Raw genomic sequence first — 21,525 nt, 5'->3', positions numbered from 1 at the left:
CCGGCCAGTACGCCTCCGACGGCGACGCCCCCGTCACCTCATCCGACTTCACCGGGGAGATCGAGCGCGCACTCGCGGGGGCGGCACCGTCGCCGCGGAGATCCTCGCCCAGGCCGACCGGGTGGCCACGTTGCTGGTGCCGGTGGGAGGGGGCGGGCTGGCCGCCCTCGCCGCCGACGACCACATCCGGTTCGTCTGCGGCCGCGACGACGCCCTCAAGTCTTGCGGCGGCCGTCACGCGCCGGCGGGCACGAAGATCCAGGCCTTCGACTCGCCCTCCTCGTAGGGCGAGTCGAGACGTTTGGCCACCATCCCTGGCAGGCCCTGGTCGCGGGCGGCCTGCCGTACCGCGGCGGGCCGGCCGGGCCACGCGGGCGCGGTCTGCCACCGGGCGCCGGCGATCTCCAGTGCCTCCAGCGCCGCTCTCCGCTTCCTGTACGGCTCGGCGACCAGCGAACGGCCGTCGTCGTAGAGCAGGTCGTAGGCGATGAACACCTCATCGCCCTGCAGGGCGACGATCTCGCCGTCGAGCACCGCCGTACGGCTGCCGAACCGCTCGGCCAGCGGCCTGAGCAGCGGCACGCTCGTGCGCCCGCCCTCGATCGGCGCCAGCGTCCTGCGCCCGCCCCACGCGAACTCGAACGCGTACTCCTCGGCGTTCTTCGGCACCTTCGCGCGGCGCACCGGGAGCATCGGGGCGAGTTCGGGCAGCGGATCCCGCAGCCGCGGATCCATACGGTGGATCATCCAGTTCTTGCCACGCGTCCGGAACAGCACGAACCTGCCCTGCGCCCGCTCGCCGTGCAGCACCACCTTGACCTCGCGGTCGGACCACTTCTCCGTTTCATAGGTGCCGCGGTCCCAGATCGTCATCGTGCCGCCGCCGTACTCGCCGCGCGGGATCTCGCCCTCGAACGCCGAGTACTCCATCGGATGGTCCTCGGTCCGCACCGCCAGATGGTTGGTCGCCGGGTCCTCCGGCAGGCCCTTCGGTATCGCCCACGAGGCCAGCACGCCGTCGCGCTCCAGCCGCAGGTCCCAGTGCAGCGCCCGGGCGTGATGCTCCTGGATGACGAACGTGTCGTCGCCCCTCGGCTCGGGCGCCTCGTCGGGCACCGGCTCAGGCGTCTTCGACGGGTCTCTCTTGCCGCGATACCGCTCCAGCTTGTCGGCCACGAGGTGGTATTACCCGTTACGTTCGTACCTGGTGATCCACAGGCCGGGAATCACCTCGAGATCCTCGACCCTGGTGAAGCCGAGCCGCTCGTAGAGCGTCCGCGCCGGAACGTTGTCGCGACCGGTGGAGACGACGGTCGTCCTCGCGCCCGCCCTGTCGAGCAGTTCGCCGACCAGCGCCCGCCCGATGCCCCGCCGGTGCGCTCGCGGATCGACGACGAGGCGGTCGATGTCGAGCAGATCCTCGGTCTCCGTCCACGCCACCGCGCCCACCAGCGTGCCGTCGTCGTCGAACGCGCCCCGCCACGCCAGCGGAGCGGCGAGGAGCTCATCGAGCGACTCGCGCAGGGGCGGGATGCGGTCGTCACCGATGAGCGCCGCTTCCACGGCGTAGGCGGCGTGCTGCAGGTCCAGAAGGGTTTTGTCGGGCTCGAGATCATCCATCCGCATGCGGTGAGTATCCCAGCCCGCCACGTCCCCTGGACGCGTGAGGACTCACGGCCATCGGAGTCGCGCGGCTCCCCGGCCTGCCGCTCAGATGGAGGCGATCGGCTCCGGGTGCGCGACCGTGCACGTCGGAGCATCCTCCGCCCGCATCGCCCTGACCTCGGCCATGAACAGCTGGGTCGGCAGCACGTACGGTTCCGCCGCCGCCATGTCCACCTGGTAGCCCATGTCCTCCAGCGCCGCGACCGAGGTCCTGCTGATCGGGTTGCCGAGGTGCGACACCCTGCTGGTCATCAGCTCGACCCCGAACACCGATTCCCTCCAGTGCCCGCCCACACTGCCGGGCCCGCCGACGTTCTCCACCGGCACGGGATGCGGCCCCGCCGCCCCCAGCAGGACCCCGAACTCCCTGCTCGCCGCCGGCCCCACGAAGATCGGGTCGGGCCCGTCGAGACCCGTCACCAGCCCCAGCGGCCCCCAGACCGTGCCGAACCCCAGCGCGTGACCCATCTCGTGCACGATCACGTCGTGCAGCAGGCCCGTCTCCTCCATCCGGTCCAGGTCGAAGGTGTCGAACCGCATCACGCCGACCGCCGGCAGCGAGCTGCCGTTCCTGATCAGCAGCGGCCCCGCCTGCCCGAGGATGTTGCCCTGCTCGTTCCCCGGTCCGTCGATCTTCGCGCCCTCCGCGAGGATCACCAGGTCGTCGATCCGCTCGCCCGCCACGATGCCGTCCGGCAGGCCCTCCAGGGCCGGGATCTGAACGTCGGGGAGGTCGCCCACGATGACCCGCGCCCACCGATCGGCCGCCGCGGCGAACGCCGCCTTCTGCGTCTCGCTGAGCCCGCCGAGGAAGCGGACCTCGATCGTGTACGGCGACTCGGTGTTCGCCAGCGCCTTTGCCCGCCGCGCGTCGGCACGCGCCAGATGGATGTCCATCTTCCACCATCTCCTTGAGATGTCGTCTAGGGGGAGTGTCCGCGACGACCGGGGACCGCGCCTGAGTACGCCCCTACTCATCCCGCTGCTCCTGGAGCACAGCGTGGTGATGTCGCCTCGGACCCACCCGCCGGCGGGCACCTCGACCGGCGGGCACCTCGACCGGCGGGCACCTCGACCGGCCGGTATCGCGACCGGTCGGTACCGCGACCGGCCGGCACCCCACCTCGACCTCGCGGGCCGCGTCGGCCGGTGCGCGTTACGGTCGAGAGATGACGATGCCGCCCGAGAGAGTGCCCGCGGTTCTCGATGGCCCTGGGGTCCAGGTCAGCGATCCGCGCGAGCTGCTGCTCGGCTACCTGGACTGGTACCGCGATGCCCTGATGCGGAAGATCTCCGGGTTGCCGGACGAGCGGCTGCGCGCCCCGGTCGAGCCGCTCGGGTGGTCGCCGCTGGGCCTGGTCAAGCATCTCGGGTGGGTCGAGCGGCGGTGGATCCGCTGGGGCTTCGCCGCCGAGAACGTCGTGGCCTACCCGCCCGGAGGTGACGAGGCCGAATGGGGCGTGCCGAACGGGCAACCGGCCGGCGAGATCCTGGCCGCCTACCACGATGAGGTGAGCCGGTCGCGCGCCCTGATCGCCGAAGCCGCGCTGGACGACCGGGCCCGCGTCGGCGGCCGCTTCCCGACGCCCGAGCAGGCGCCGACGCTCGGCCGCATCCTCTTCCACCTGCTCCAGGAGTACGCGCGGCACGTCGGCCAACTCGACGTGGTCAGGGAACTGCTCGACGGCCAGAAGGGTGAATGAACGGCTCGGCCCCGACGACCAACTCGACCAGAACCCAGCCGGAATTGAGTAGACCCTACCCATTCGGGACGACGGGGGCCGCCGCACGATGGGCGGCATCGCAGAACCAAGATCAAATCAACCTATCGAAGCACTACCAGGGCCTTTTCGGGGGTCAGATCTTCAGGCGGGGTCTGGGCCGGCCAGCGCGATGAGGGGGACGGCGCCGAGCAGGCCGACGTCGTCTCCCAGGCAGGACGGGAGGATGCGGGTCTCGCGCGCGGCCGGTCCATACGCGTGGCGGGCGACGGCCGCGCGAGCGGGCTCCAGGTACAGGTCGCCCTGACCGCGCGCCACGCTGCCGCCGACCACGACGAGGCCTGGGTCGTAGGCGTTGACCAGACCGACCATGCCCTGGGCGAACGCGGCGCGGGCCCGTGACATGACCGCCTCCGCGGACGGATCCCCTCGCAGCGCGCGCAAGGCGATCTCGCGAGCGGACCCGGGAGTCCCGGCGGCCGCGGCGATTCCCGAGCCGGAGGCGAGAGCCTCCAGGCAGCCGCGGTTCCCGCAGCCGCAGAGGGGCCCGGCCGGGTCGACAGGGAAGTGCCCGATCTCTCCGAGGTTCCCGCTGACTCCGGTCAGCACGCGGCCCTCCGCCACGATCGCCGATCCGATGCCCGTCGATACGGTGACATAGGCGAAATCGGGCACGCCGCTGGCCGTACCGAAGGTTCCTTCCGCGAGCGCTGCCACGATCGTGTCCCGTTCGACCACCACGGGCAGCCCGAACTCGGTCGTGAGCGGTGCCGCCAGCGCGAGGTCCGGCAGGTTCGCCGAGGTCGCGACGACACCCCGCTGCCGGTCGAGGGGGCCGGGCGCCGACACCGCCACGGCCACCACCGGTGCGGCCAGCGAGGCCCGGGCGCACCGGATCACCTCAGGCAGCAGGTCGGTAGCCGGGGTGGGCGCGCAGACCCGGTTCTGTACGACACCGGCCCCGCTGACCAGCGCGGAACGGATCTGGGTCCCCCCGATGTCGAGCGCCAGCAACCAGGTGGCGGGGGCGAGAGAGGGGGCGGGCAGGGTGAGGGGCTTGACGGATATGAGCACAGCGCCCAATGCTATGAAGCTCATAAGCTTCTAATCAATACACGCGCGGAGGAAAGATGCTCCGGAAGCTCCTGATCGCGGGACCGCTGGTGATCGGCTTGGTGGCCTGTGGGTCGACCGGCCGGCCGGAGTCCGGCGGAACCATCACCGTGTGGGACTACTACGGAAGCTCGACCCCGATCAAACCGGTCCTCGCGGCCTTCGCCAAGGTGCGTCCGGACATCAAGGTGGACTACCAGGCCTACGACTACGACACGTTGCAGCAGAAGTTCGCCACGGCTGTCGGCGGCGGCACCGCGCCGGACGTCGTGACGCTGGACATGACGTGGATCCCGGCGTACGCGGCGAAGAAGATGCTGGCCGATTTACCCGACGGCGCGGGTACGGGCTTCGGCGAAGGAGCCAGGGACGCCATGAGGTTCGGCGACAGGTACGTCACCGCGCTCTATGACTTCGACGCCTACGCCCTCTACTACCGCAAGGACCTGATCAAGATACCCCCGAAGACCTGGTCAGAGCTGGAAATAGCCGCCAAATCCCTCAAAAAGGGGAAAGTCCAGGTGCTGCCAGACACCTTTCACTTCGCGCAGTTCCTGTTCCAGGCGGGCGGCGACATCCTCGCCGACGGTAAGGCGGCCTTTCACGGACCCCAGGGTGTCAAGGCTCTCACCGCCCTGCGCTCCCTGCTGAAAAAGGGCGGCGTGTACTGGGGCGAGGACCAGGGAGACCCCAGCGGAATCGCCGGCATCAAGGACGGCAGGATCGCGATGTTCCTCAACGGCCCGTACATGATGGGCGTGCTCAAGGAGGGCGCTCCCGAGCAGAAGGGCAAGTGGGCCGTCGCCCCCGCGCCCATCGACGCCCGGCCGGGCAGCTATCTCGGCGGCACGGGCCTGTCCATTCCGGTGACCTCTCGCCACCAGGAGGCCGCCTGGACGTTCATCGAGTTCCTGCTCCGGCCGGAGCAGCAGGTCAAGGTCTTCACGGTCGCCGGCGCCGCGCCCGCCACGGAGGCCGCGCTCAAGGACCCGGCGCTCGCCGCGCCCGACCCCTACTTCGGCGGACAGGTCACCTTCCCGATCTTCCAGCAGGCGCTGGCCGGGGCCCGCCACTACCCGTATGTCAAGCAATGGAGCGAGATCGACAGGGCCATCCAGGACGGCGTGACCACCGCGCTTCGCGACAGGAAGACGCCGCAGCAGGCGCTGACGGACGCGGCCAAGGAGGTCGACGATCTACTCGCTGACTGAGCGGCACGCCGCCACGCGCCGCCGAGCCGTACCGAGGAAGTGGAATGTAACGCCCTATCTCCTGGTCACGCCCGCGCTGCTGGCGGCCATCGCCTTCCTCTACCTCCCCATGGTCGTCTCGGCGTACTGGAGCCTGACCGACTACACCGGGCTGGGCAGCCCGAGCTTCGTCGGCCTCGACAACTACGCGGGGCTGCTGGCGTCGGGCAGGTTCCGCCAGGCGCTCGTCAACACCACGATCTTCACTGTTGTGGGGATGGGTGTGGGCCCTGCTCTCGGCCTCGCCGCTGCCCTGCTCCTCAACCGCCGCATCAGGGGCATCGGCTTCTTCAGGACCGTGTACTTCCTACCCGTGACCACGTCGCTGGTGGTCACGGCCACGGTCTGGAAGATGCTGCTCAACGAGGACGGCATGCTCAACGCCGGTCTGCGCCCGTTCGGGCTGCCCGGCCACGCCTGGCTCGCCGATCCCGGCACGTCGCTGCTCGGCGTGGCCGCCGCCAGCATCTGGCAGGGACTCGGCTTCGAAACCGTGGTGTTCCTCGCCGCGCTCCAGTCCATCCCCAAGGAGCTGTACGACGCGGCCGCCGTGGACGGGGCAGGACACGCGCGGCGGTTCTGGCACGTCACTGTGCCGGGACTGCGGCCGACGCTCCTGTTCGTCTACGTCATCGGGATCATCGGCAGCTTCCAGTCCTACGACCAGATGTTCGTCATGACCCACGGCGGCCCGGCGGGCTCGACCACCACTCTGGTGTACTACCTGGTCGATCGCTTCAAGGACCTGGAACTGGGCAGGGCCTCCGCCGTCGCCTACGTCCTGTTCCTCATCCTTGCCGTGTTCTCCTTTCTGCAACTCAGGGGTGAGCGCCGGTGAAGCGGCTCGCTCTCTACGGCGTCCTGTCGATCACCGCGCTGGCGATGGCCTGGCCGTTCCTCTGGATGGTGACGACCTCGCTGAAGACGCCCGCGCACGTCTGGGACCCGGCGGCGCTCCCCGAGACGCTCGACGCCTACCGCCATGTCTTCACCCAGCTCCCGTTCGGCCGCTACCTGCTGAACAGCTCGGTGGTCACCGCGTCGGTGGTGGTGCTCAATGTCGTCTTCGACACGGCCGCGGCCTACGCCTTCGCCAAGCTGCGCTTCCGCGGACGTACCGTGCTCTTCTGGGCCCTGCTCATCACGTTGATGGTGCCCTTCCAGGTCAACATGATCCCGCTCTACCGCATCATGGTCGGTCTGAACGCGACGGACAGCTACGCCGGCCTGATCGCGCCCAGCGCCGTCCAGGTGTTCGGGATCTTCCTCATGCGGCAGTACCTCCAGTCCATCCCCGATGCCGTACTGGAGTCCGCCCGCCTGGACGGCGCCCGCGAGCCGCAGATCCTGTGGAAGATCGTGTTCCCCGTCGCCAAGCCCGCGATGGCGGCACTGGCGATCTTCACCTTCCTCGGGGCCTGGAACGACTTCCTCTGGCCCCTGATCATCACCAACTCCGAGGAGATGCGAACCCTGCCGGTCGGCCTGGCGCTGCTGGCCCGCAAGAACAACGTCAGCTGGGCGGACACGATGGCCGGCTCAGTGATCACCATCCTGCCGATGGTCGCGTTCTTCGCGGTGCTTCAGCGCCGCTTCGTCGAGGGCCTGACCGCGGGCGCAGTAAAGGACAGCTGATGGACGACCTCTTCATGGCCGAGATTCTCGCTCAACCGGCCGCGATCGAGCGCGCGGCCCGCGCGCTCGAAGACCAGCGGGACCAGCTGGTACGGCTCGCCGCCCGCGATCCGGCGACGGCCAGGATCGTGCTCACCGGAATGGGCGCCTCCTACGACGCCTGCCTGGCGGCGGCCAGCGTGCTCGGCTCGCACGGCGTGCTCGCCGCCGCGATCAACACCGCCGAGCTGGTGCACTTCAGGCTCCCCGCGCTCGGCGCGGACACCCTGCTTATCGCGATCAGCCAGTCCGGGCGCAGCGCGGAGCTGGTACGGCTGGCCCTCCAGCCCGCCCCCGCCACCCTGGTCTCCATCACCAACGGGCTGGACAACCCGCTCGCCGCCGCCGCCTCCGTGGCGCTGGACACCGCGGTCGGTCCCGAGTTCGGCCCCTCCACCATGACCTTCGCGGGCACCTTCCCGGTGCTCGACGCCGTTGTCTCGATGATCACGGGGGTGCCGCGCGGCGACGCCGCCACGGCGGCCGCCGCCGCTCTACGGCTGCTTCGGTCGCCTCTCGACCTGGCCGACGAGATGCTCGGCTGGGCGGGAGACCGGTCAGGCGCGGTTCTCGTGGGTCGCGGAACAGCCAGGGCGGCGGCCGACCTGGGCGCGCTGGTACTCAAGGAGGCGGCTGGGTTCGCCGCCGAGTGCCTGGACGCGGCCGAGTTCCGACACGGCCCGCTGGAGCTGGCAGGACCCGATCTCGCGGTCGCGGTCGTGGCGACCGAGCCCGCCACGTTCGACCTGGACGTGGCGCTGGCCATGGAGGTCGCCGCCCACGGCTCGCCCGTCGCGCTGCTGGCGTCCGCGCCCGTGTCCGCGGCGGGCCTGACCGTGATCCCGGTCGAGCCGATCGCCCGGCTGCTGATGCCGGCGGTCGCGGCCATTCCGTTCCACCTGCTCGCCTGGCGGCTCGCCGTGGCCAAGGGGCGTGATCCCGGCCGCTTCACGGTCGGAACCAAGGTAACGACGAGGGAGTAGACATGGTTGTTTCTCGCGGATCGCACTATTTGCTCGCGGACGGGCGCCCCGTCATCCCGGTCGGCGCCCACGTGGTCCCCGCGGAAGGCCCGGACTGGCCCTGGCGGGTCGGCGCGAAGGCGTTCGACGCGGCCTTCGAGCGCATGGCCGCTCTCGGGCTGAACATCGCCAGGATCGACCTGTTGTGGGCTGCCATCGAACCCTCACCGGGGATCGTGGACACCGCCCACCTGCGGGTCCTGGACGAGGTGCTCGAATCGGCGCGGCGCCACGGCCTCTGGCTGCACCCCACCTTCTTCGTCGGTGGCGAGGTCGGCGACGCCTTCTGGGACGTGCCGTGGCGCGACGGGCGCAACCCGCATGCCGACCCCGCCCTGCGCGAGCTGCAGGCCGCGCACGCGCGGCTGTTCGCCGAGCGTTGGGCGGCCGACCCCGCGATCATCGCCTGGGACCTGACGGACGAGCCGCCGTTCTGGGCCGTGAGCGGGACGACCGACGACGACGCTCGGGCATGGACCGGTGACCTGGTGAGCGCGCTCCGGGCGGCGGATCCGGACCATCTGATCACCGTTGGCACCGCCTCCCAGGACGTGGACCACGGACCCTTCCGCGCGGACGTGGTGGCGGCCGACCTGGACTTCACCTGCGTTCACCCCTATCCCATCTACTCGCCCGAGCTGTATCCCGACGGACTGCTCGATCCGCGGATGACGCACGCGGCCGCGTTCGAGACCGCCCTGGCGGCGGGGGCGGGCAAACCGGTGATGCTGCACGAGTTCGGCGCGTCCTCGGCCCAGTTCGCACCCTCGCTCATCGGCGACTACGACCGGCTGCTCTGCTGGTCGGCGCTCGGTCGCGGGTCGATCGGGTTCGTGTCGTGGTGCTGGACGGACGCCGCCGGCGCGGCGTACCGACGCGTGCCGTACTCGCGGATGCCGCACGAGACCCAGTTCGGCCTGGTGAAGGCGACCGGCGAGGTGCGGCCGCGTGGCCGGGTGCTCGCCGAGCTCGCGGCGACGCTCGAACAGCTGGACCTCTCGCGGTACGCGGCTCGCGGGCCGGCGCCGCGGGCGGCGATCGTGGTGCCCCACGAGTACGCGGCGCCGTACGACCCCGCATCCTACGGACTGGACGAGCCGCACGGGCCGTACGTGCCCGCCGAACGGACGTGGCGGCCGGAACGGGACGTCAAGCCGCTCGTCCGGTCGTGGCTGAACGCGTTCGTGCTGGCGGCGGGCGCGGGCATGTCCGTGGCGTTCCCACGGGAACGGCTCGACAACGCCTGGCCGGACGCGCGGCTGGTGATGCTGCCGGCTCCGCTCGCCTCCACGACGAACTCGCTTTGGCACGTGCGGACGCCGTACTGGGAGGGCGCGCGCGACCATACTGGCACGATCTACCTCTCGCTCTCCGCCGACGTGGCGATACCGGAGATGGCGGAGCTCTCGGGCTGCTCGATCGTGGACCGGGCGCCCGCCGGCGACACCGTCGAGCTGCGTTTCGTGGAACCGTGGGGTCCATTGCGGCCCGGCGACGCGCTGACCCTGCCCGCCGCCGACGGCGATCTCACCACCAGAGGTGTACGGCTGGCGCTCGCCGATCCCGACGCCAGGGTGATCGCGGTGGACGCCGGCGGCTCGCCCGCGCTCATCGTCCATCGCCAGACCGTGACATGCGCGTATCCCGTCGAGTTGCTCCTCGCCAGGATCCCGGACGGCCACCGGCGCTTCCCCCGGTGGTCCGCGCTCTACCAGGGACTGGCGGACCTGGCGGACGCGCGCGACGAAGCGTGGGCCACGAACGTCACGAGCGGGGCGCTCTTCGGCGAAGCAGGCGGCATGCTGGTCCTGACGAACCACCGCCCCGAGCCGGTGGACGCCGTGCTCCACCTGCCTGAGAAAGCCGGAGCCAGGCAGGTTCTCAGCCCGGACGGGCCCACTCCGCTGACGGGCGACGCCGTGCGAGTAGCGGGCCACGGCGCGGCTCTGATTGTGTGGGACTCGTGAGCGTCTTCACCGCACGGCGAGTCGAGCTGCAACAGGGGCCGATCCCCCTGCATTACCAGGTGTACCAGCACCTGCGCGACGCCATGGATCGAGGTGCGCTCCGCCCGGGTGATCGGCTGCCCGGCGAGCGCGAGCTGTGCGAGTTCTACAACTGCAGCCTGATCACCGTACGGCGGGCCCTCGACGAGCTCACCCGCGAGCGGCGACTGGTGCGCATGCGCGGGCGGGGAACGTTCGTCACCGAGTCGCCCGTTGAGCGCAACCTGCAGTTGCTCGGCTCGTTCACCGCCGAGATGCACGCCGCGGGGCTCACCCCGTCGAGCCGGCTGCTGAGCACGAGCATCGACGCCGCGCCGAGAGCCGTCGCCGAGGCGCTGCGTGTCGAAGCCGGAACGCAGACCATCTACGTGGAGCGGCTGCGGCTCGTCGACGGCGAACCGCTGGTCCTGGAGCAGGTGCACCTGCCCGCCGCCAGGTTCCCAGGGCTGCTCGATGCCGACCTGGCCCACGAGTCGCTGTACACGCTCCTCGCGGAACGGTACGACACCCGGCTCGACTACGCGGAGGAGACCATCGAGCCCGTCGGCCTGGGTGTGCGCGAGGCGGAGCTGCTGGACCAGAAACGCGGCAAGCCGGCGCTGCTGATCGAACTCGTGGCGTTCGACCAGTTCGGCAGGCCGGTGGAACACTGCAGGAGCGTGGTGCGAGGAGACAAGGCTCGCTACCGGGTCGCCGCTCACGGCTCCCGCGCCGAGCTGCACCTGCGCTGAAGCGGCGCCCGCGCTGGATCGCGGCGCGGGCGCCGCCACCGCTAGCCGGCTAGCGCAGCTTGTCGGTCACCGATCGGATGGCCGACTGCAGGGCGGGATCGTCGGGTACCTCCTGGATGAAGTACCACCAGAAGCACCCGCCGAGGCTCTGCGGGTATCCGAGCGAGGCCGCGTAATAGTGCGACGCCACCATTCGGCGGGCGGCCGATGTGTCCGCCTTGTCGAACGCCCAGTACGCCTTGGTGGTGTCCTCGCTCCAGTAGTCCAGTTCGCCGACCGCGATCCGCTGGCTGGGGAACTCGGCCCGCAGCGTGTTCATCACCTGGTCGAAGGCGAGTCCCAACGGGGCGTCCTCGACGTACGAGGAGAGCGTGACGATGTCGATGTTCCGGCGGACGGCGGCGGACAGGTTGGCGCGCGCCCAGTTGAACGTCGACCACTGCGCCTTGTCGGTGCCCAGCTGCCAGTACAGGGTGACGATCACCTTGGCGGCGGGCCGGGTCGCCCGCACATAGGCGGCCGCGTCGGCGATCTTGTTCTTGATCCTGTCGTCCGGGGAGACGAGCCTGCCGTCGCAGGTGCCGTCGGCATCGGTGTAACCGTCCACCCAGCAACCGTTGATCTCGTTGGCCACCTCCCACGCCTCGACGTCCGGGTAGGCGTCGACATATAGCTTGATCCGGTCGAGGTAACGGGCCCGCGAGTATTTGTTGGCGATCGCCGAGTCCAGCGGCTGGCCGATGACGCGCAACCCGGCCTCGTGGGCGGCGGTGACGGCCGAGCGGTAGTGCGACATGTTGCCCTTGTCCACCTCGGGGTCGAAGACGATCCGCACCCATCCGAACGGCTCGGTGAGCTGGGCGGCCAGGTTGGCCCAGTTCGGGTAGCTCTTCGTGTCGTCCACGGTCACGCCCATCCACGGGTCGGTGCCGTGGAGCTTGGCGTAGCGCGGGCCGTACTCGCTGAGCAGCAGGTCGTTGGCGGTGTTCACGGCGTCGAGAGCCCGTTGGCCGTACTTGCCGCGATCGGCGTCCGTCGTCGCCGCGGCCGCGGACCCGAGGTTGCTCGCCGCCCTCGCGTAGGCGGTGTCGAAGGCGGTGGAACGCGTGTAGTCGGGTCGCGCCGCGAGCGCCGCGTCGAGCCTGCGCTTGGAGTCCTTGGCGGCCTCGTAGTTGAAGACGACGGTCTTTCCCGAGGTGAAGCCACCCCCGCCGTTGTCGATGACGACGGTGGAGAACCCGCGCGCGGTGGGCCAGTTGACCGCCAGCCCCACCGCCTGGCTGGGGATGTCGAACTGCCACCGCGCCGGCGTGCCGCCCGTGTGAAGCGGCCATTCCTTGACGACCTGCAGCGTCGTCGGGTTGACGAGGGCGTCACCGTCGGATCCCTTGTCGCCGTGCATGACGGCCTTGACCTGGGACTGGCTTAACTCCGTGCCGGTTCCTGCCGTGTCGTAGAACTTCATGGTCACGGTGCCGGCGGCCGCGTGCGCCGGCACGGCCGAGCCCAGTGTGGCGGCCATGAGGCTGAGAGCGAGCAGTACGCGTCTCATGTGATCATCTCCTTTCGATCGCATGTAACGTTATAAGCTTCTATGCTTTTTGTCCTAGGGATTGCGGCGCTTTCTTTTCTGCGCGGATGTGTGAGCTCCGGGTCGGCCATGGCTTCCGGCAGGCGGGCACGGACCGCGCCGGCCGTGATCGTTGCTCGAAACTCCCTAGGCCCACGGAGGCCGGCGGCTGCGGGCCGGCCGTACCACCTCGAGCCGGACCAACCTTCCGGTGTCGCGGCCCCGGCCGTCTCAGCCCCGCGTGCGTCGGTGGGCGGGCGCGCCCATCACGGTCCCGGGGTGCCACAGGAGCGTCCGCGACGCCATCCACACCACGTGCCTCCCAGCGGGTCGGGGTTTCCGGCCGTCCATCGCGCGTCGGCGGTTCCGGTCCGTGCGGGCTTGACACCTCGCTGCTCTGCGCTAATCTCTTCCTCGGAGAAGATAAATCTTCTGAGCAGAATCTTCTCGTAGGAAGCTAATGAGCGAAAGGGTAGTGACATGAACCACAACAACGCCATCGAGACCGACACCGCCGCCGTTCGCGCTCTGCTGGAGCGGACGTGTGACGCCTGGGGCCGCGGCGACGGCGTCGCCTACGGCGAGCTGTTCACCGCCGACGCCACCGACGTCACCTTCGTCGGCACCGTCTACCGCGGCGGCGAGGAGATCGGCCGGGCCCACCAGGCCCTGTTCGACAGCTTCCTCAAGGGCACCCGTCTGGCCATGAAGATCGTCGACATCCGCTTCTACGGCCCCGACACCGCCGTCGTCGTCAGCCACGGCGACGTCTACAAGAGCAAGCCCAAGAAGCTCGGCAAGGTGCAGACCTACACCGTCGTCCGCCAGCCCGACGGCCAGTGGCGCATCGCCGCCATCCAGAAGACCAAGCGGCAGAACCTCATGGAGGCCATCTCCTTCAGGTTCCAGCCCGCCACCAAGCCGCGCGCCACCCGCTGAGCCGCGAGAGAACATCGAGGAGAACCCCGTCATGTCATCCATCGCCGTCGTGGCCGCGACCGGCAGGACCGGCCGGATCATCGTGGAGCAGGCGCTCGCCGCCGGACACCACGTCACCGCGATCGCCCGCCGTCCCGACCTCCTGGGCGTACGGCACGACCGCCTCACCGTCCGAGCCGGCGACGTCTTAAGTCCCGGCTCCCTCAAAGGCGCGCTGGCAGGGCACGACGCGGTCGTCTCCGCCCTCGGCTCGACCGGGCGCGGGCCCACCACCGTCTACTCGGACGGCACCGCCGCCATCGTCGCGGCCATGGAGGACACCCGCAGGCTGATCGTGCTGTCCTCGGCCGGCGTCGCGGTGCCCACCGACGCGGGACCCGGGACGAGACTGTTCGCGGCCGTGCTGCGCCGCGTCATGCGCCATCCCTACGCCGACATGCTCAGGATGGAGCGGCTGCTGGCCGCCACCGATCTGGAATGGACCTCGGTCCGCCCGACCGGCCTCACCGACCGGCCGTCAACCGGCGGCCCACGCGCCCGCATCGGCGGCACGCACGCCGTCGGAACCCGCACCTCCCGCGAGGACCTGGCCGCCTACATCCTCAGTCGCCTCGACGACCCGGTCACCTACCGCACCGCGGTGGCCGTCTCCTCCTAATCCGCCCCGTGCCGCCCGGTCACGTATCGCACCGTGGTGTCCGTCTCCTCCAAAGCCGCCTCGTGCCGCTTCAGGACATGCAAAGGCCGCCTTGCGCCGCTCCAGGACATGCCGCCCGTTCAGCCCGTGCGACGGATCCGTCGAGCGGCTCCCGTGGACCATCGGCCGGTGCTCCCAGCGCCCGCCATCCCGGCCGGAACCTCTGGCGGTGACTGCTCCGTCGGGACTCACGCCCCACCGGTCAGCTCACGACGACAACGCGCCATCGAGATCGAGATCGAGATCGAGATCGAGATCGAGATCGAGATCGGCGGAAACCGGCTCGGGAACTGTCGCGCGGATGGTGTGATGGGTGAGGCTCGGGGCAGCCATTCGAGGTCGTGCCTGATGTGAGCCAAGGTCGAAAGGAACTGAGGGCGAGACGTGACGTTCGTGAAACGCCTCTACCGGTGGTTCGCCACCATGGTCCATGAGCTGACAAAGTTCGGCATCGTCGGCGCCCTCGCCTTCGTGCTCGACACGGGCATGTTCAACCTGCTCAACCTGGTCGTCGGTATGGGACCGCTGACGTCCAAGGTGCTGACGGCGGCGATCTCGATCTCCTTCGCCTACGCCGGCAACCGCTTCTGGACCTTCCGCGACCGCGAGCAGAGCGGGCTCGGCCGGGAGTATTTCCTGTTCTTCCTGCTCAACGGCATCGCGCTGCTGTTCGGGCTGCTGGTGATCGGCTTCACCAGCTACACACTCAAGCTGACCGACCCGCTCAGCACGAACATCGCCAACATCATCGGCATCGGCCTGGGCACGCTGTTTAGGTTCTGGTCGTACAAGCGGTGGGTCTTCCTCGAGGCCACCGAGCCCATCCCCGCCGAATTGCCTGAAGTCGGCCAGCCCCGCTAGCACGGCGAAGCGTTGACAGGGGTGTCCTCCAAGATCCAGCGGCCGGTGCGGGCAGCCGAGGACGGCGACCGACCTGCGTGTCCATCGGCTGTCGACCGCGGGCTCGACCACGGTGTCCGCGTATTCGAGCAATCCCGCGGAGTCGTCGTCGCAGGGCAGGTCGGGAGCGACCACGTCGTGCCCGCGCGAACGCAGCTCGGCCTCCACCAGGTGCCAGTACCAGCCGACGTCCGCTGCGCCGTGGATCAACACGAAGGTGGCCATGGTCCCCATCCCCGCTCTTGAGGTGATCAACGGCAACCTGCCTGCCGCCACTGACAATCGGGCCGGGTCGGCGCCCGCCCACGAGGTCACCAGGCGGTCAGGTCCCGTACCGGAACCATCGTCACCGCGGTCTCCCGGCCCACGTCAGGCGCGTGGACGTCAGAGGGCCTTCTTGAGCCAGGACTCCACGCCCGCCACGTGCACGATCGCCCACGACCGTGCCACCTCGGCCTGTCGTGAAGCGATCGCCTCGTAGATCGCGATGTGCTGTTCCTGCGTCTTCTCCAGCGCGCCCTCCTGCGTCAGTCCGCGCCAGATTCGCGCCCTCGTCGTCGGCCCCGAAAGGCTCTCGATGAACGAGCACAGGACCGCGTTGCCCGACCCCTGGGCGATCCGCTGGTGGAAGGTGAGGTCGTTGGCCACCAGTTCCTCGATCGTCGGCTCCGCGGGCAGCGAGTCGAGCACCGCCTTCAGTTCGGCGATGTCGTCGTCGCTCATCGTGAGCGCGGCCATCGCGGTGGCGGCGGGTTCGAGGATGCGGCGCACCTCGAAGAACTGGATCACGGTGTCGTCGCGGTGCAGGTCCAGGACGAACGACATCGTGTCGAGCAGGAGCCGTGGTTCGAGGCTGGTGACGTAGGTCCCGTCGCCCTGCCGTACATCGAGGACGTTGATGAGCGCCAGAGCCCGTACGGCTTCGCGCAGGGAGTTGCGGGACAGGCCGAGGCGTTCGGCCAGGTCGGCCTCCTTGGGCAGCCTGTCGCCCGGGGAGAGCTCGCCCGAGAGGATCATCTGCTTGATCTTGTCGATCGCCGCGTCGGTGACCGCCACGTGTTCCCCCCTAGACATCGGATGTCTAGGAGTGTACGGCCACGAAGCGGACAGGATCGACCTCTGGGAGCCGCCGGATCAGGCCGCGGGCCTCCAGGGCGCGCAGGTGGGCGGCGGCTTCGCCCGCCGCCATGCCGCGGAGCACGGGGGAGAGATCGTCCCACGAGCGGTTCCACGTCATGCGGGCGGCGATCTCCCAGATGGTGAGGGGCTCGGTGACCAGTGCGGCCAGCCGTTCGAGCTTGTCCTCGTGGTGGGAGCGGATCTCGGCGGCGCGGGCGGCCGCGTCGGGGAAGGTCCACTCGTGGGCGGGAAGCGCCTCGGCGGGGCCCAGCCCGGCGACCCGGTCCAGCGAGGACAGGAAATCCGCCAATGGATCGACATCATCCCGGTCATACGGATAAATCCCGATATGAGGAGTTATGTCGGGCAGGATGTGGTCGCCGGTGAACAGGCGGGCAGCGTCCTCCAGGTGGAGGCACAGGTGGCCTGGCGTGTGGCCAGGGGTGTGGACGGCGCGCAGGACCCGGCCCGGCACGTCGATCAGGTCGCCGTCGCGCAACTCCAGGTCGGGCTGGGCGGGAGCCTCCGGCCGTACGTCCGCGACCGAGGGCATCTCGTGTGCTCCCGCGCCCGCCCGCCGCATCATCTCCGACTGGAAGTCGCGGTGCTCGCTCTCGCCGAGCCCCCGGATGAGCTTGACCAGCTGCGCGTCCGCCTCGTGCATGGCGATCCACGCACCCGACTCCTCGCGCACCCGTCCGGCGAGTCCCGCGTGGTCGGGGTGGAAGTGGGTGACGACCACGCCGCGCACGTTCCGCACGTCGACGCTCACGGCCGCCAGCCCCGTGTGCAGCGCCTGCCAGGCGTCGTGGTGGTTCCAGCCCGCGTCCACCAGCACGGGTCCCGCGGGAGAGTCGATCGCGTAGACCAGCGTGTAGCCGAGCGGGTTGCCTGGGATGGGGACGGGCACGCTGCTCACCCCGCCGCCGAGGTCCTGCGGTCGCTGGTCGGCGTACGGCCTGCGGCGTGTCCTGGTCATGCGGTCGGCCCCGTCTCGCTCGGCGTCCCCCGTGCCACCGTACGCGCCAGGGTCAGGGTCATGCGACGCGTTCCAGAATGGTGGCCGTGGCGAGCGCGCCGCCCGCGCACATGGTCACCAGGGCCGTCGACAGGTCCGCGCGCTCCAGCTCGTGCAGCGCCGAGGTCACCAGCCGGGCTCCCGTCGCCCCGACGGGGTGTCCGAGCGCGATCGCGCCGCCGTTGACGTTCACCCTGTCCAGGTCGGGTTCGTGCACCGAGGCCCACGACAGCACGACCGACGCGAAGGCCTCGTTCACCTCGAACCTGTCGATGTCGCCGATCGTCATCCCCGCTCTGCCCAGCACCGCCGCCGTGGCGTCCACGGGGCCGTCCAGGTGGTAGTACGGCTCGGCGCCCACCAGCGTTTGAGCGAGGATGCGGGCGCGGGGCCGCATCCCGTGCCGCCTGGCCGCCGACTCGCTCATGAGCAGCACCGCCGCCGCCCCGTCGGAGACCTGCGAGGAGGTGCCCGCGGTGTGGAACCCGTTCTCGCCGAGCACCGGCTTCAGCGCCGCCAGGCTTTCCACGGTGGTCTCCCTCAGCCCCTGGTCCCTGGTGACCTCGCCCACGGGCACGATCTCCCTCGCGAACCTGCCGTCGGCCCACGCCTTGGCCGCCAGCTGCTGCGATCTGGCGCCGAACCAGTCGAGCCGCTCCCTGGTCAGCCCTCTCCTCCGTGCGATCCGCTCGGCCGCCGTGAACTGGTCGGGCAGGTCGATCGCCCAGTCGTCGGGCTTGGGCTTGGCCGGTAACACGTTGCTGCCGAGCGGGGCCCTGCTCATCACCTCGACCCCGCAGGCCACGCCGACCTCGATCACCCCCGCCTGGATGAGCGCGGCCACCAGGTGCACGGCCTGCTGCGACGACCCGCACTGCGCGTCGATCGTGGTGACCCCCGCCTGGTACGGCAGGCCCGCGTACAGCCACGAGTACCGCCCGACGTGGCCGCCCTGCTCGCCCGCCTGGGTGACGCACCCGGCGAACACCTGCTCGACCAGGCGCGGTTCCAGCCCCGCCCGGTCGATGAGCCCGTTGAGCGCGGTCGCGAGCACCTGCTGGGGTTTGAGCTCCGACAGCCATCCGTTCCGTTTGCCGATCGGCGTCCTGACGGCCTCGACGATCACCGGTGCGTTCACAGCTGCCTCCAGAATGATGCTCTAGAAGCAGAATGTAACGCGTTCTACTTTTTCGCGGAAGGCCCGATTTCCAGGACGATCTTCCCGGCGGTCCTGCCGGTCTCGCCGAGTTCGTGCGCCTTGTCGGCCTCCTCCATGGGCAGCACCGCCGCGATCTCCGCGCGCAGCCTCCCCGCCTCGACCAGCGCCGCGATGGCCTTCATCGCCGCGTAGTCGGGCTCGACGAGCATGCCCGCCACCCGCATGCCCCGCGCTTCGGCCTTGGCGGCGAGCTCGCCGTCCTGGCGCGAGAGCGCGATCGAGACGAGTGTGCCGCCCGGCCTGAGCGTCTCCAGCGAGCGCTGCCCGTAGTCGCCGCCGATGGTCTCGAGCACGACGTCGACGTCCTTCACCGCGGTGGCGAAGTCCTGGGTCCGGTAGTCGATCAGCTCGTCGGCCCCGAGCGAGCGGAGGAAGTCGTGCTTGGCGGCGCTAGCCGTACCGATGACGTAGGCGCCGCGCGCCTTGGCGATCTGGACGGCCAGGTGGCCGACGCCGCCCGCGGCGGCGTGGATGAGCACCCGCTGGCCCGAGCGCAGGCCCGCGGTGTCGACCAGCGCCTGCCAGGCCGTTAGCGCGGCCAGCGGCAGCGCGCCCGCCTGGACGTGGTCGACACCGGCGGGCTTGGGGACGAAGGTCCTGGAGGGCGCGGTGACGTACTCGGCGTACGCGCCGTTCGAGAACGGGTAGCGCAGCATGCCGAAGACCTCGTCGCCGGGCTGGTAGAGGGAAACGCCGACGCCGACCGCCTCGACCACGCCCGAGACGTCCCAGCCGAGCACGAACGGCGGCTGCCCCAGGAAGTACCCTCCGGACCTGTGCTTCCAGTCGGTCGGATTGACCCCCGCGGCGTGCACCCTGACCAGCACCTCGGTGGGCCCCGGCGTCGGGACGGGCAGATCGATCTCCTTGAGGACCTCTGGTCCGCCCAGAACGTCCTGGCTGATTGCTCTCATGTGTTCCAGCCTTCCGCGACCCCGACAAGGGGCCAAGTGGCCCGATGGCCAAGATGTGTAAGGATCAGGCCATGCATCGTGTGGTTGTCCTGGCGCTGGACGGCGTCATCCCCTTCGAGCGCGCGAGTGGGGCACACGGCTGTGAAACAGGAAGCCATCTGCCGCATGAACCCATGCGGCACGGGCGAGAATCCCTGGGCTTCAGCCCGGGGAGCGCGTCAAGAGGTCATCACCTGCACCCTGGACGGCGGCCCCGCGCGGACGCACGCCGACTACTCCATCGCGGTCGAGCACGACGCCGGCGTGCTCGCCACCGCCCGCGGCGCTGCGTGGTGCCGCCGTGGCGCGACGGCGGCCAATCGCAGTACATCGAGCGCCCCGTCCCCGAACCGTCGTCGTCCGGCACGGCCGAGGCCAGGCAGTGGGCGCTGGCCCGGCTGCACGAGCCGCTCCAGCTGGACGACCTGGCCGCGCAGGCGTCGCTTCGGCCGCCACCGAAGCGACCCACTCATACGGTCGACATCATGAACATCACGGACATGCCGGTCGACCATCTGGCGATCACCCCGAGCATCCTGTACTTCGGGACACCGGTCGTGCTGCTGTCGACCGAGAACGAGGACGGCTCGGCCAACCTCGCTCCGATCTCCTCCGCGTGGGCGCTGGGACAGGTGGTCGTCATGGGGCTCGGATCCGAAGGGCAGACGGGCCGCAACCTGGCCGCGAGGACCGATCTGGTGATCAACCTGCCGGAACCGGGACAGTGGTCCGCGGTGGAGCGGCTCGCGCCGCTGACCGGGCGGGACCCGGTGCCCGCGTCGAAGGGGGGCGCCTTCCGCTTCGAGCCCGACAAGTTCGGGGCGGCGGGCCTGCGGCCCGAGCCGTCCGAGGTGGTCCGCCCGCCCAGGGTCGCCGGTTGCCCGGTCCAACTGGAGGCCCGAGCCGTGCGGGTCAGGCCCGACCTGTCGGGCGACTTCCTCATCGTGGAGGCGCGCGTGCTCAGGGTGCACGCCGATCCGCGCATCGTCGTGCCGGGCACGCAGCACATCGACCCGGCCCTGTGGAGCCCGTTGATCTACAACTTCCGCCACTACTTCGGGCTCGGCGCCGAGCTGGGCCACAGCTTCCGATCCGAGACCCCTCGCGGCTGACCGCCCGCGAGGCGCCTGCCCCTGGAGCGCATGGACGGGTCAGAAGTCGGACAGCAGGCGGGTGGCGGCGATCTCGATGCGGCGCTGGATCTGCTCGTGCGTGCGCCGTCCGCGCAGCATCTCGAGCAGCTCCTGCACCCACACGCTGGACAGCAGCCCGGTCAGGACCAGATCCTCCTCGGAGGCGTGCTCGCCGCCCGCCACCCGCAGCAGCAGCCCCGCCATCCTGTCGCCGAAGGGGGTCTCGACCTCCGCCATGATCAACGACCGGATGAGCGCGTCGGCCAGCTCGGGTTCGCGCATGAGGCCGCGCGTCGCTCTCATGAGCACGTCGACCGCGCGCCCCGAGGCCGTGGTCGCGGTCGGCGGACGCCGTTCGATGCTGCTCTCCAGCAGGTCGATCTCCTCACCGACCACCGCGACGACCAGGTCCATCTTGGAGGGGAAGTAGCGGTAGAGGGTGCCGAGGGCGACCCCGGCGCGCTCGGCGACCGTGCGCATCTGCATGGCCTCGACGCCACCGCGCGAGGCCAGGGCGGCCGCGGCCTGGACGATGCGCTTGCGGCGCTGGTGCTGGCTTCTGGTGCGGACGCCGGTGGCCGGTTGGTCCTCCTTGCCGGGAGGTATGGGGAGAGTCACATGCGGAGGGCGCATGAGAACACGTTATCCGATGTCCATCTCGTCCCGCTTGTTACTGACGGGTCACAAAGAAGCGCATGTCTCCAGCAGTTCACGGAGGTTCCTTCATCCACTCAGTGGGCGGGCACTGGACAGGCACTAGAATCTGTTCTAGTTTGCGGAACGGTTGACCGAGCG

Annotated in this window: 22 protein-coding genes; 11 read left to right on the top strand and 11 right to left on the bottom strand. The window is 70.0% G+C overall.

What is annotated here, in order from left to right:
* Positions 1–234: 234 nt before the first annotated feature.
* The 3 genes from AB0B45_RS25275 to AB0B45_RS25265 form a co-directional block, all read right to left on the bottom strand.
* Positions 235–1,176 carry a DNA polymerase ligase N-terminal domain-containing protein gene (locus AB0B45_RS25275; protein ID WP_358134825.1) on the bottom strand — a complete coding sequence of 314 codons (942 nt, stop codon included), beginning with the start codon at positions 1,174–1,176 and terminating at the stop codon, positions 235–237.
* 9 nt (positions 1,177–1,185) lie between these two features.
* Positions 1,186–1,626: a GNAT family N-acetyltransferase gene (locus tag AB0B45_RS25270; protein ID WP_358134822.1), complete on the bottom strand. Its 441-nt coding sequence runs from the start codon at positions 1,624–1,626 to the stop codon at positions 1,186–1,188.
* A gap of 84 nt (positions 1,627–1,710) precedes the next feature.
* Positions 1,711–2,562 (bottom strand): leishmanolysin-related zinc metalloendopeptidase, encoded by an 852-nt coding sequence (locus AB0B45_RS25265; RefSeq protein WP_358134819.1) that lies wholly within the window; start codon positions 2,560–2,562, stop codon positions 1,711–1,713.
* Between the two features lie 272 nt (positions 2,563–2,834).
* Between AB0B45_RS25265 and AB0B45_RS25260 the strand changes: the two genes are divergently transcribed.
* A complete protein-coding gene (locus AB0B45_RS25260) occupies positions 2,835–3,368 on the top strand; it encodes a DinB family protein (RefSeq protein WP_358134816.1) in 534 nt (177 codons plus the stop codon).
* Between the two features lie 162 nt (positions 3,369–3,530).
* On the opposite strand, the gene AB0B45_RS25255 is transcribed toward AB0B45_RS25260, so the two are convergent.
* Positions 3,531–4,460 carry an ROK family protein gene (locus tag AB0B45_RS25255; RefSeq protein WP_358134813.1) on the bottom strand — a complete coding sequence of 310 codons (930 nt, stop codon included), beginning with the start codon at positions 4,458–4,460 and terminating at the stop codon, positions 3,531–3,533.
* 56 nt (positions 4,461–4,516) lie between these two features.
* Between AB0B45_RS25255 and AB0B45_RS25250 the strand changes: the two genes are divergently transcribed.
* The 6 genes from AB0B45_RS25250 (at position 4,517) to AB0B45_RS25225 (ending at position 11,182) form a co-directional block, all read left to right on the top strand.
* Entirely contained in the window at positions 4,517–5,710 is a 1,194-nt protein-coding gene (locus AB0B45_RS25250; RefSeq protein WP_358134810.1) for a sugar ABC transporter substrate-binding protein, read from the top strand.
* Positions 5,711–5,819: 109 nt separating this feature from the next.
* A complete protein-coding gene (locus AB0B45_RS25245) occupies positions 5,820–6,587 on the top strand; it encodes a sugar ABC transporter permease (RefSeq protein WP_358134808.1) in 768 nt (255 codons plus the stop codon).
* Positions 6,584–7,384: a carbohydrate ABC transporter permease gene (locus AB0B45_RS25240; protein ID WP_358134805.1), complete on the top strand. Its 801-nt coding sequence runs from the start codon at positions 6,584–6,586 to the stop codon at positions 7,382–7,384. Before AB0B45_RS25245 ends, AB0B45_RS25240 begins: the two co-directional genes overlap by 4 nt.
* Positions 7,384–8,406, top strand: coding sequence for an SIS domain-containing protein (locus AB0B45_RS25235; RefSeq protein WP_358134802.1), 1,023 nt, complete (start codon positions 7,384–7,386; stop codon positions 8,404–8,406). Before AB0B45_RS25240 ends, AB0B45_RS25235 begins: the two co-directional genes overlap by 1 nt.
* Positions 8,407–8,408: 2 nt before the next feature.
* Entirely contained in the window at positions 8,409–10,412 is a 2,004-nt protein-coding gene (locus AB0B45_RS25230; protein WP_358134799.1) for a cellulase family glycosylhydrolase, read from the top strand.
* Complete coding sequence (locus tag AB0B45_RS25225) at positions 10,409–11,182, top strand: GntR family transcriptional regulator (protein WP_358134797.1); 774 nt, start codon at positions 10,409–10,411, stop codon at positions 11,180–11,182. The genes AB0B45_RS25230 and AB0B45_RS25225 overlap by 4 nt, the downstream gene beginning before the upstream one ends.
* 49 nt (positions 11,183–11,231) lie before the next feature.
* Here the strand turns inward: AB0B45_RS25225 and AB0B45_RS25220 are convergent, their stop codons facing one another.
* Positions 11,232–12,734: a hypothetical protein gene (locus AB0B45_RS25220; RefSeq protein WP_358134795.1), complete on the bottom strand. Its 1,503-nt coding sequence runs from the start codon at positions 12,732–12,734 to the stop codon at positions 11,232–11,234.
* 498 nt (positions 12,735–13,232) lie between these two features.
* On the opposite strand from AB0B45_RS25220, the gene AB0B45_RS25215 reads away from it, so the two are divergent.
* Together AB0B45_RS25215 and AB0B45_RS25210 are read left to right on the top strand one after the other, a co-directional pair.
* Entirely contained in the window at positions 13,233–13,691 is a 459-nt protein-coding gene (locus AB0B45_RS25215; protein ID WP_358134792.1) for an SgcJ/EcaC family oxidoreductase, read from the top strand.
* 31 nt (positions 13,692–13,722) lie between these two features.
* On the top strand, positions 13,723–14,349 hold the full coding sequence (locus AB0B45_RS25210) for an NAD(P)H-binding protein (protein WP_358134789.1): 627 nt from the start codon (positions 13,723–13,725) through the stop codon (positions 14,347–14,349).
* Between the two features lie 246 nt (positions 14,350–14,595).
* Here AB0B45_RS25210 and AB0B45_RS25205 read toward each other — a convergent pair whose 3' ends face one another.
* A complete protein-coding gene (locus tag AB0B45_RS25205; protein WP_358134786.1) occupies positions 14,596–14,721 on the bottom strand; it encodes a hypothetical protein in 126 nt (41 codons plus the stop codon).
* A gap of 51 nt (positions 14,722–14,772) precedes the next feature.
* Between AB0B45_RS25205 and AB0B45_RS25200 the strand changes: the two genes are divergently transcribed.
* Positions 14,773–15,249, top strand: coding sequence for a GtrA family protein (locus tag AB0B45_RS25200; RefSeq protein ID WP_358134784.1), 477 nt, complete (start codon positions 14,773–14,775; stop codon positions 15,247–15,249).
* A gap of 423 nt (positions 15,250–15,672) precedes the next feature.
* Here AB0B45_RS25200 and AB0B45_RS25195 read toward each other — a convergent pair whose 3' ends face one another.
* The 4 genes from AB0B45_RS25195 to AB0B45_RS25180 are packed head-to-tail and all read right to left on the bottom strand — an operon-like array spanning position 15,673 to position 19,558.
* The gene (locus AB0B45_RS25195; protein WP_358134781.1) at positions 15,673–16,362 is read right to left on the bottom strand and encodes a FadR/GntR family transcriptional regulator; all 690 of its coding nucleotides are present in this window, start codon (positions 16,360–16,362) and stop codon (positions 15,673–15,675) included.
* A gap of 7 nt (positions 16,363–16,369) precedes the next feature.
* Positions 16,370–17,386, bottom strand: a complete 1,017-nt coding sequence (locus tag AB0B45_RS25190; protein WP_358134778.1) for an MBL fold metallo-hydrolase — start codon at positions 17,384–17,386, stop codon at positions 16,370–16,372.
* Between the two features lie 58 nt (positions 17,387–17,444).
* Complete coding sequence (locus AB0B45_RS25185) at positions 17,445–18,563, bottom strand: steroid 3-ketoacyl-CoA thiolase (RefSeq protein WP_358134775.1); 1,119 nt, start codon at positions 18,561–18,563, stop codon at positions 17,445–17,447.
* 44 nt (positions 18,564–18,607) lie between these two features.
* Positions 18,608–19,558 (bottom strand): NADP-dependent oxidoreductase, encoded by a 951-nt coding sequence (locus AB0B45_RS25180; protein WP_358134772.1) that lies wholly within the window; start codon positions 19,556–19,558, stop codon positions 18,608–18,610.
* A gap of 329 nt (positions 19,559–19,887) precedes the next feature.
* Between AB0B45_RS25180 and AB0B45_RS25175 the strand changes: the two genes are divergently transcribed.
* Positions 19,888–20,709, top strand: a complete 822-nt coding sequence (locus tag AB0B45_RS25175) for a flavin reductase (RefSeq protein ID WP_358134769.1) — start codon at positions 19,888–19,890, stop codon at positions 20,707–20,709.
* A gap of 39 nt (positions 20,710–20,748) precedes the next feature.
* Here the strand turns inward: AB0B45_RS25175 and AB0B45_RS25170 are convergent, their stop codons facing one another.
* The gene (locus AB0B45_RS25170) at positions 20,749–21,363 is read right to left on the bottom strand and encodes a TetR family transcriptional regulator (protein ID WP_358134766.1); all 615 of its coding nucleotides are present in this window, start codon (positions 21,361–21,363) and stop codon (positions 20,749–20,751) included.
* Positions 21,364–21,525: the final 162 nt, after the last annotated feature.

It is taken from the genome of Nonomuraea sp. NPDC049152 (genome assembly GCF_040648355.1).
GTDB lineage: Bacteria > Actinomycetota > Actinomycetes > Streptosporangiales > Streptosporangiaceae > Nonomuraea.
The sequence above is the reverse complement of the archived record's forward strand: the minus strand, read 5'-3'. Positions and strand labels throughout refer to the sequence as shown.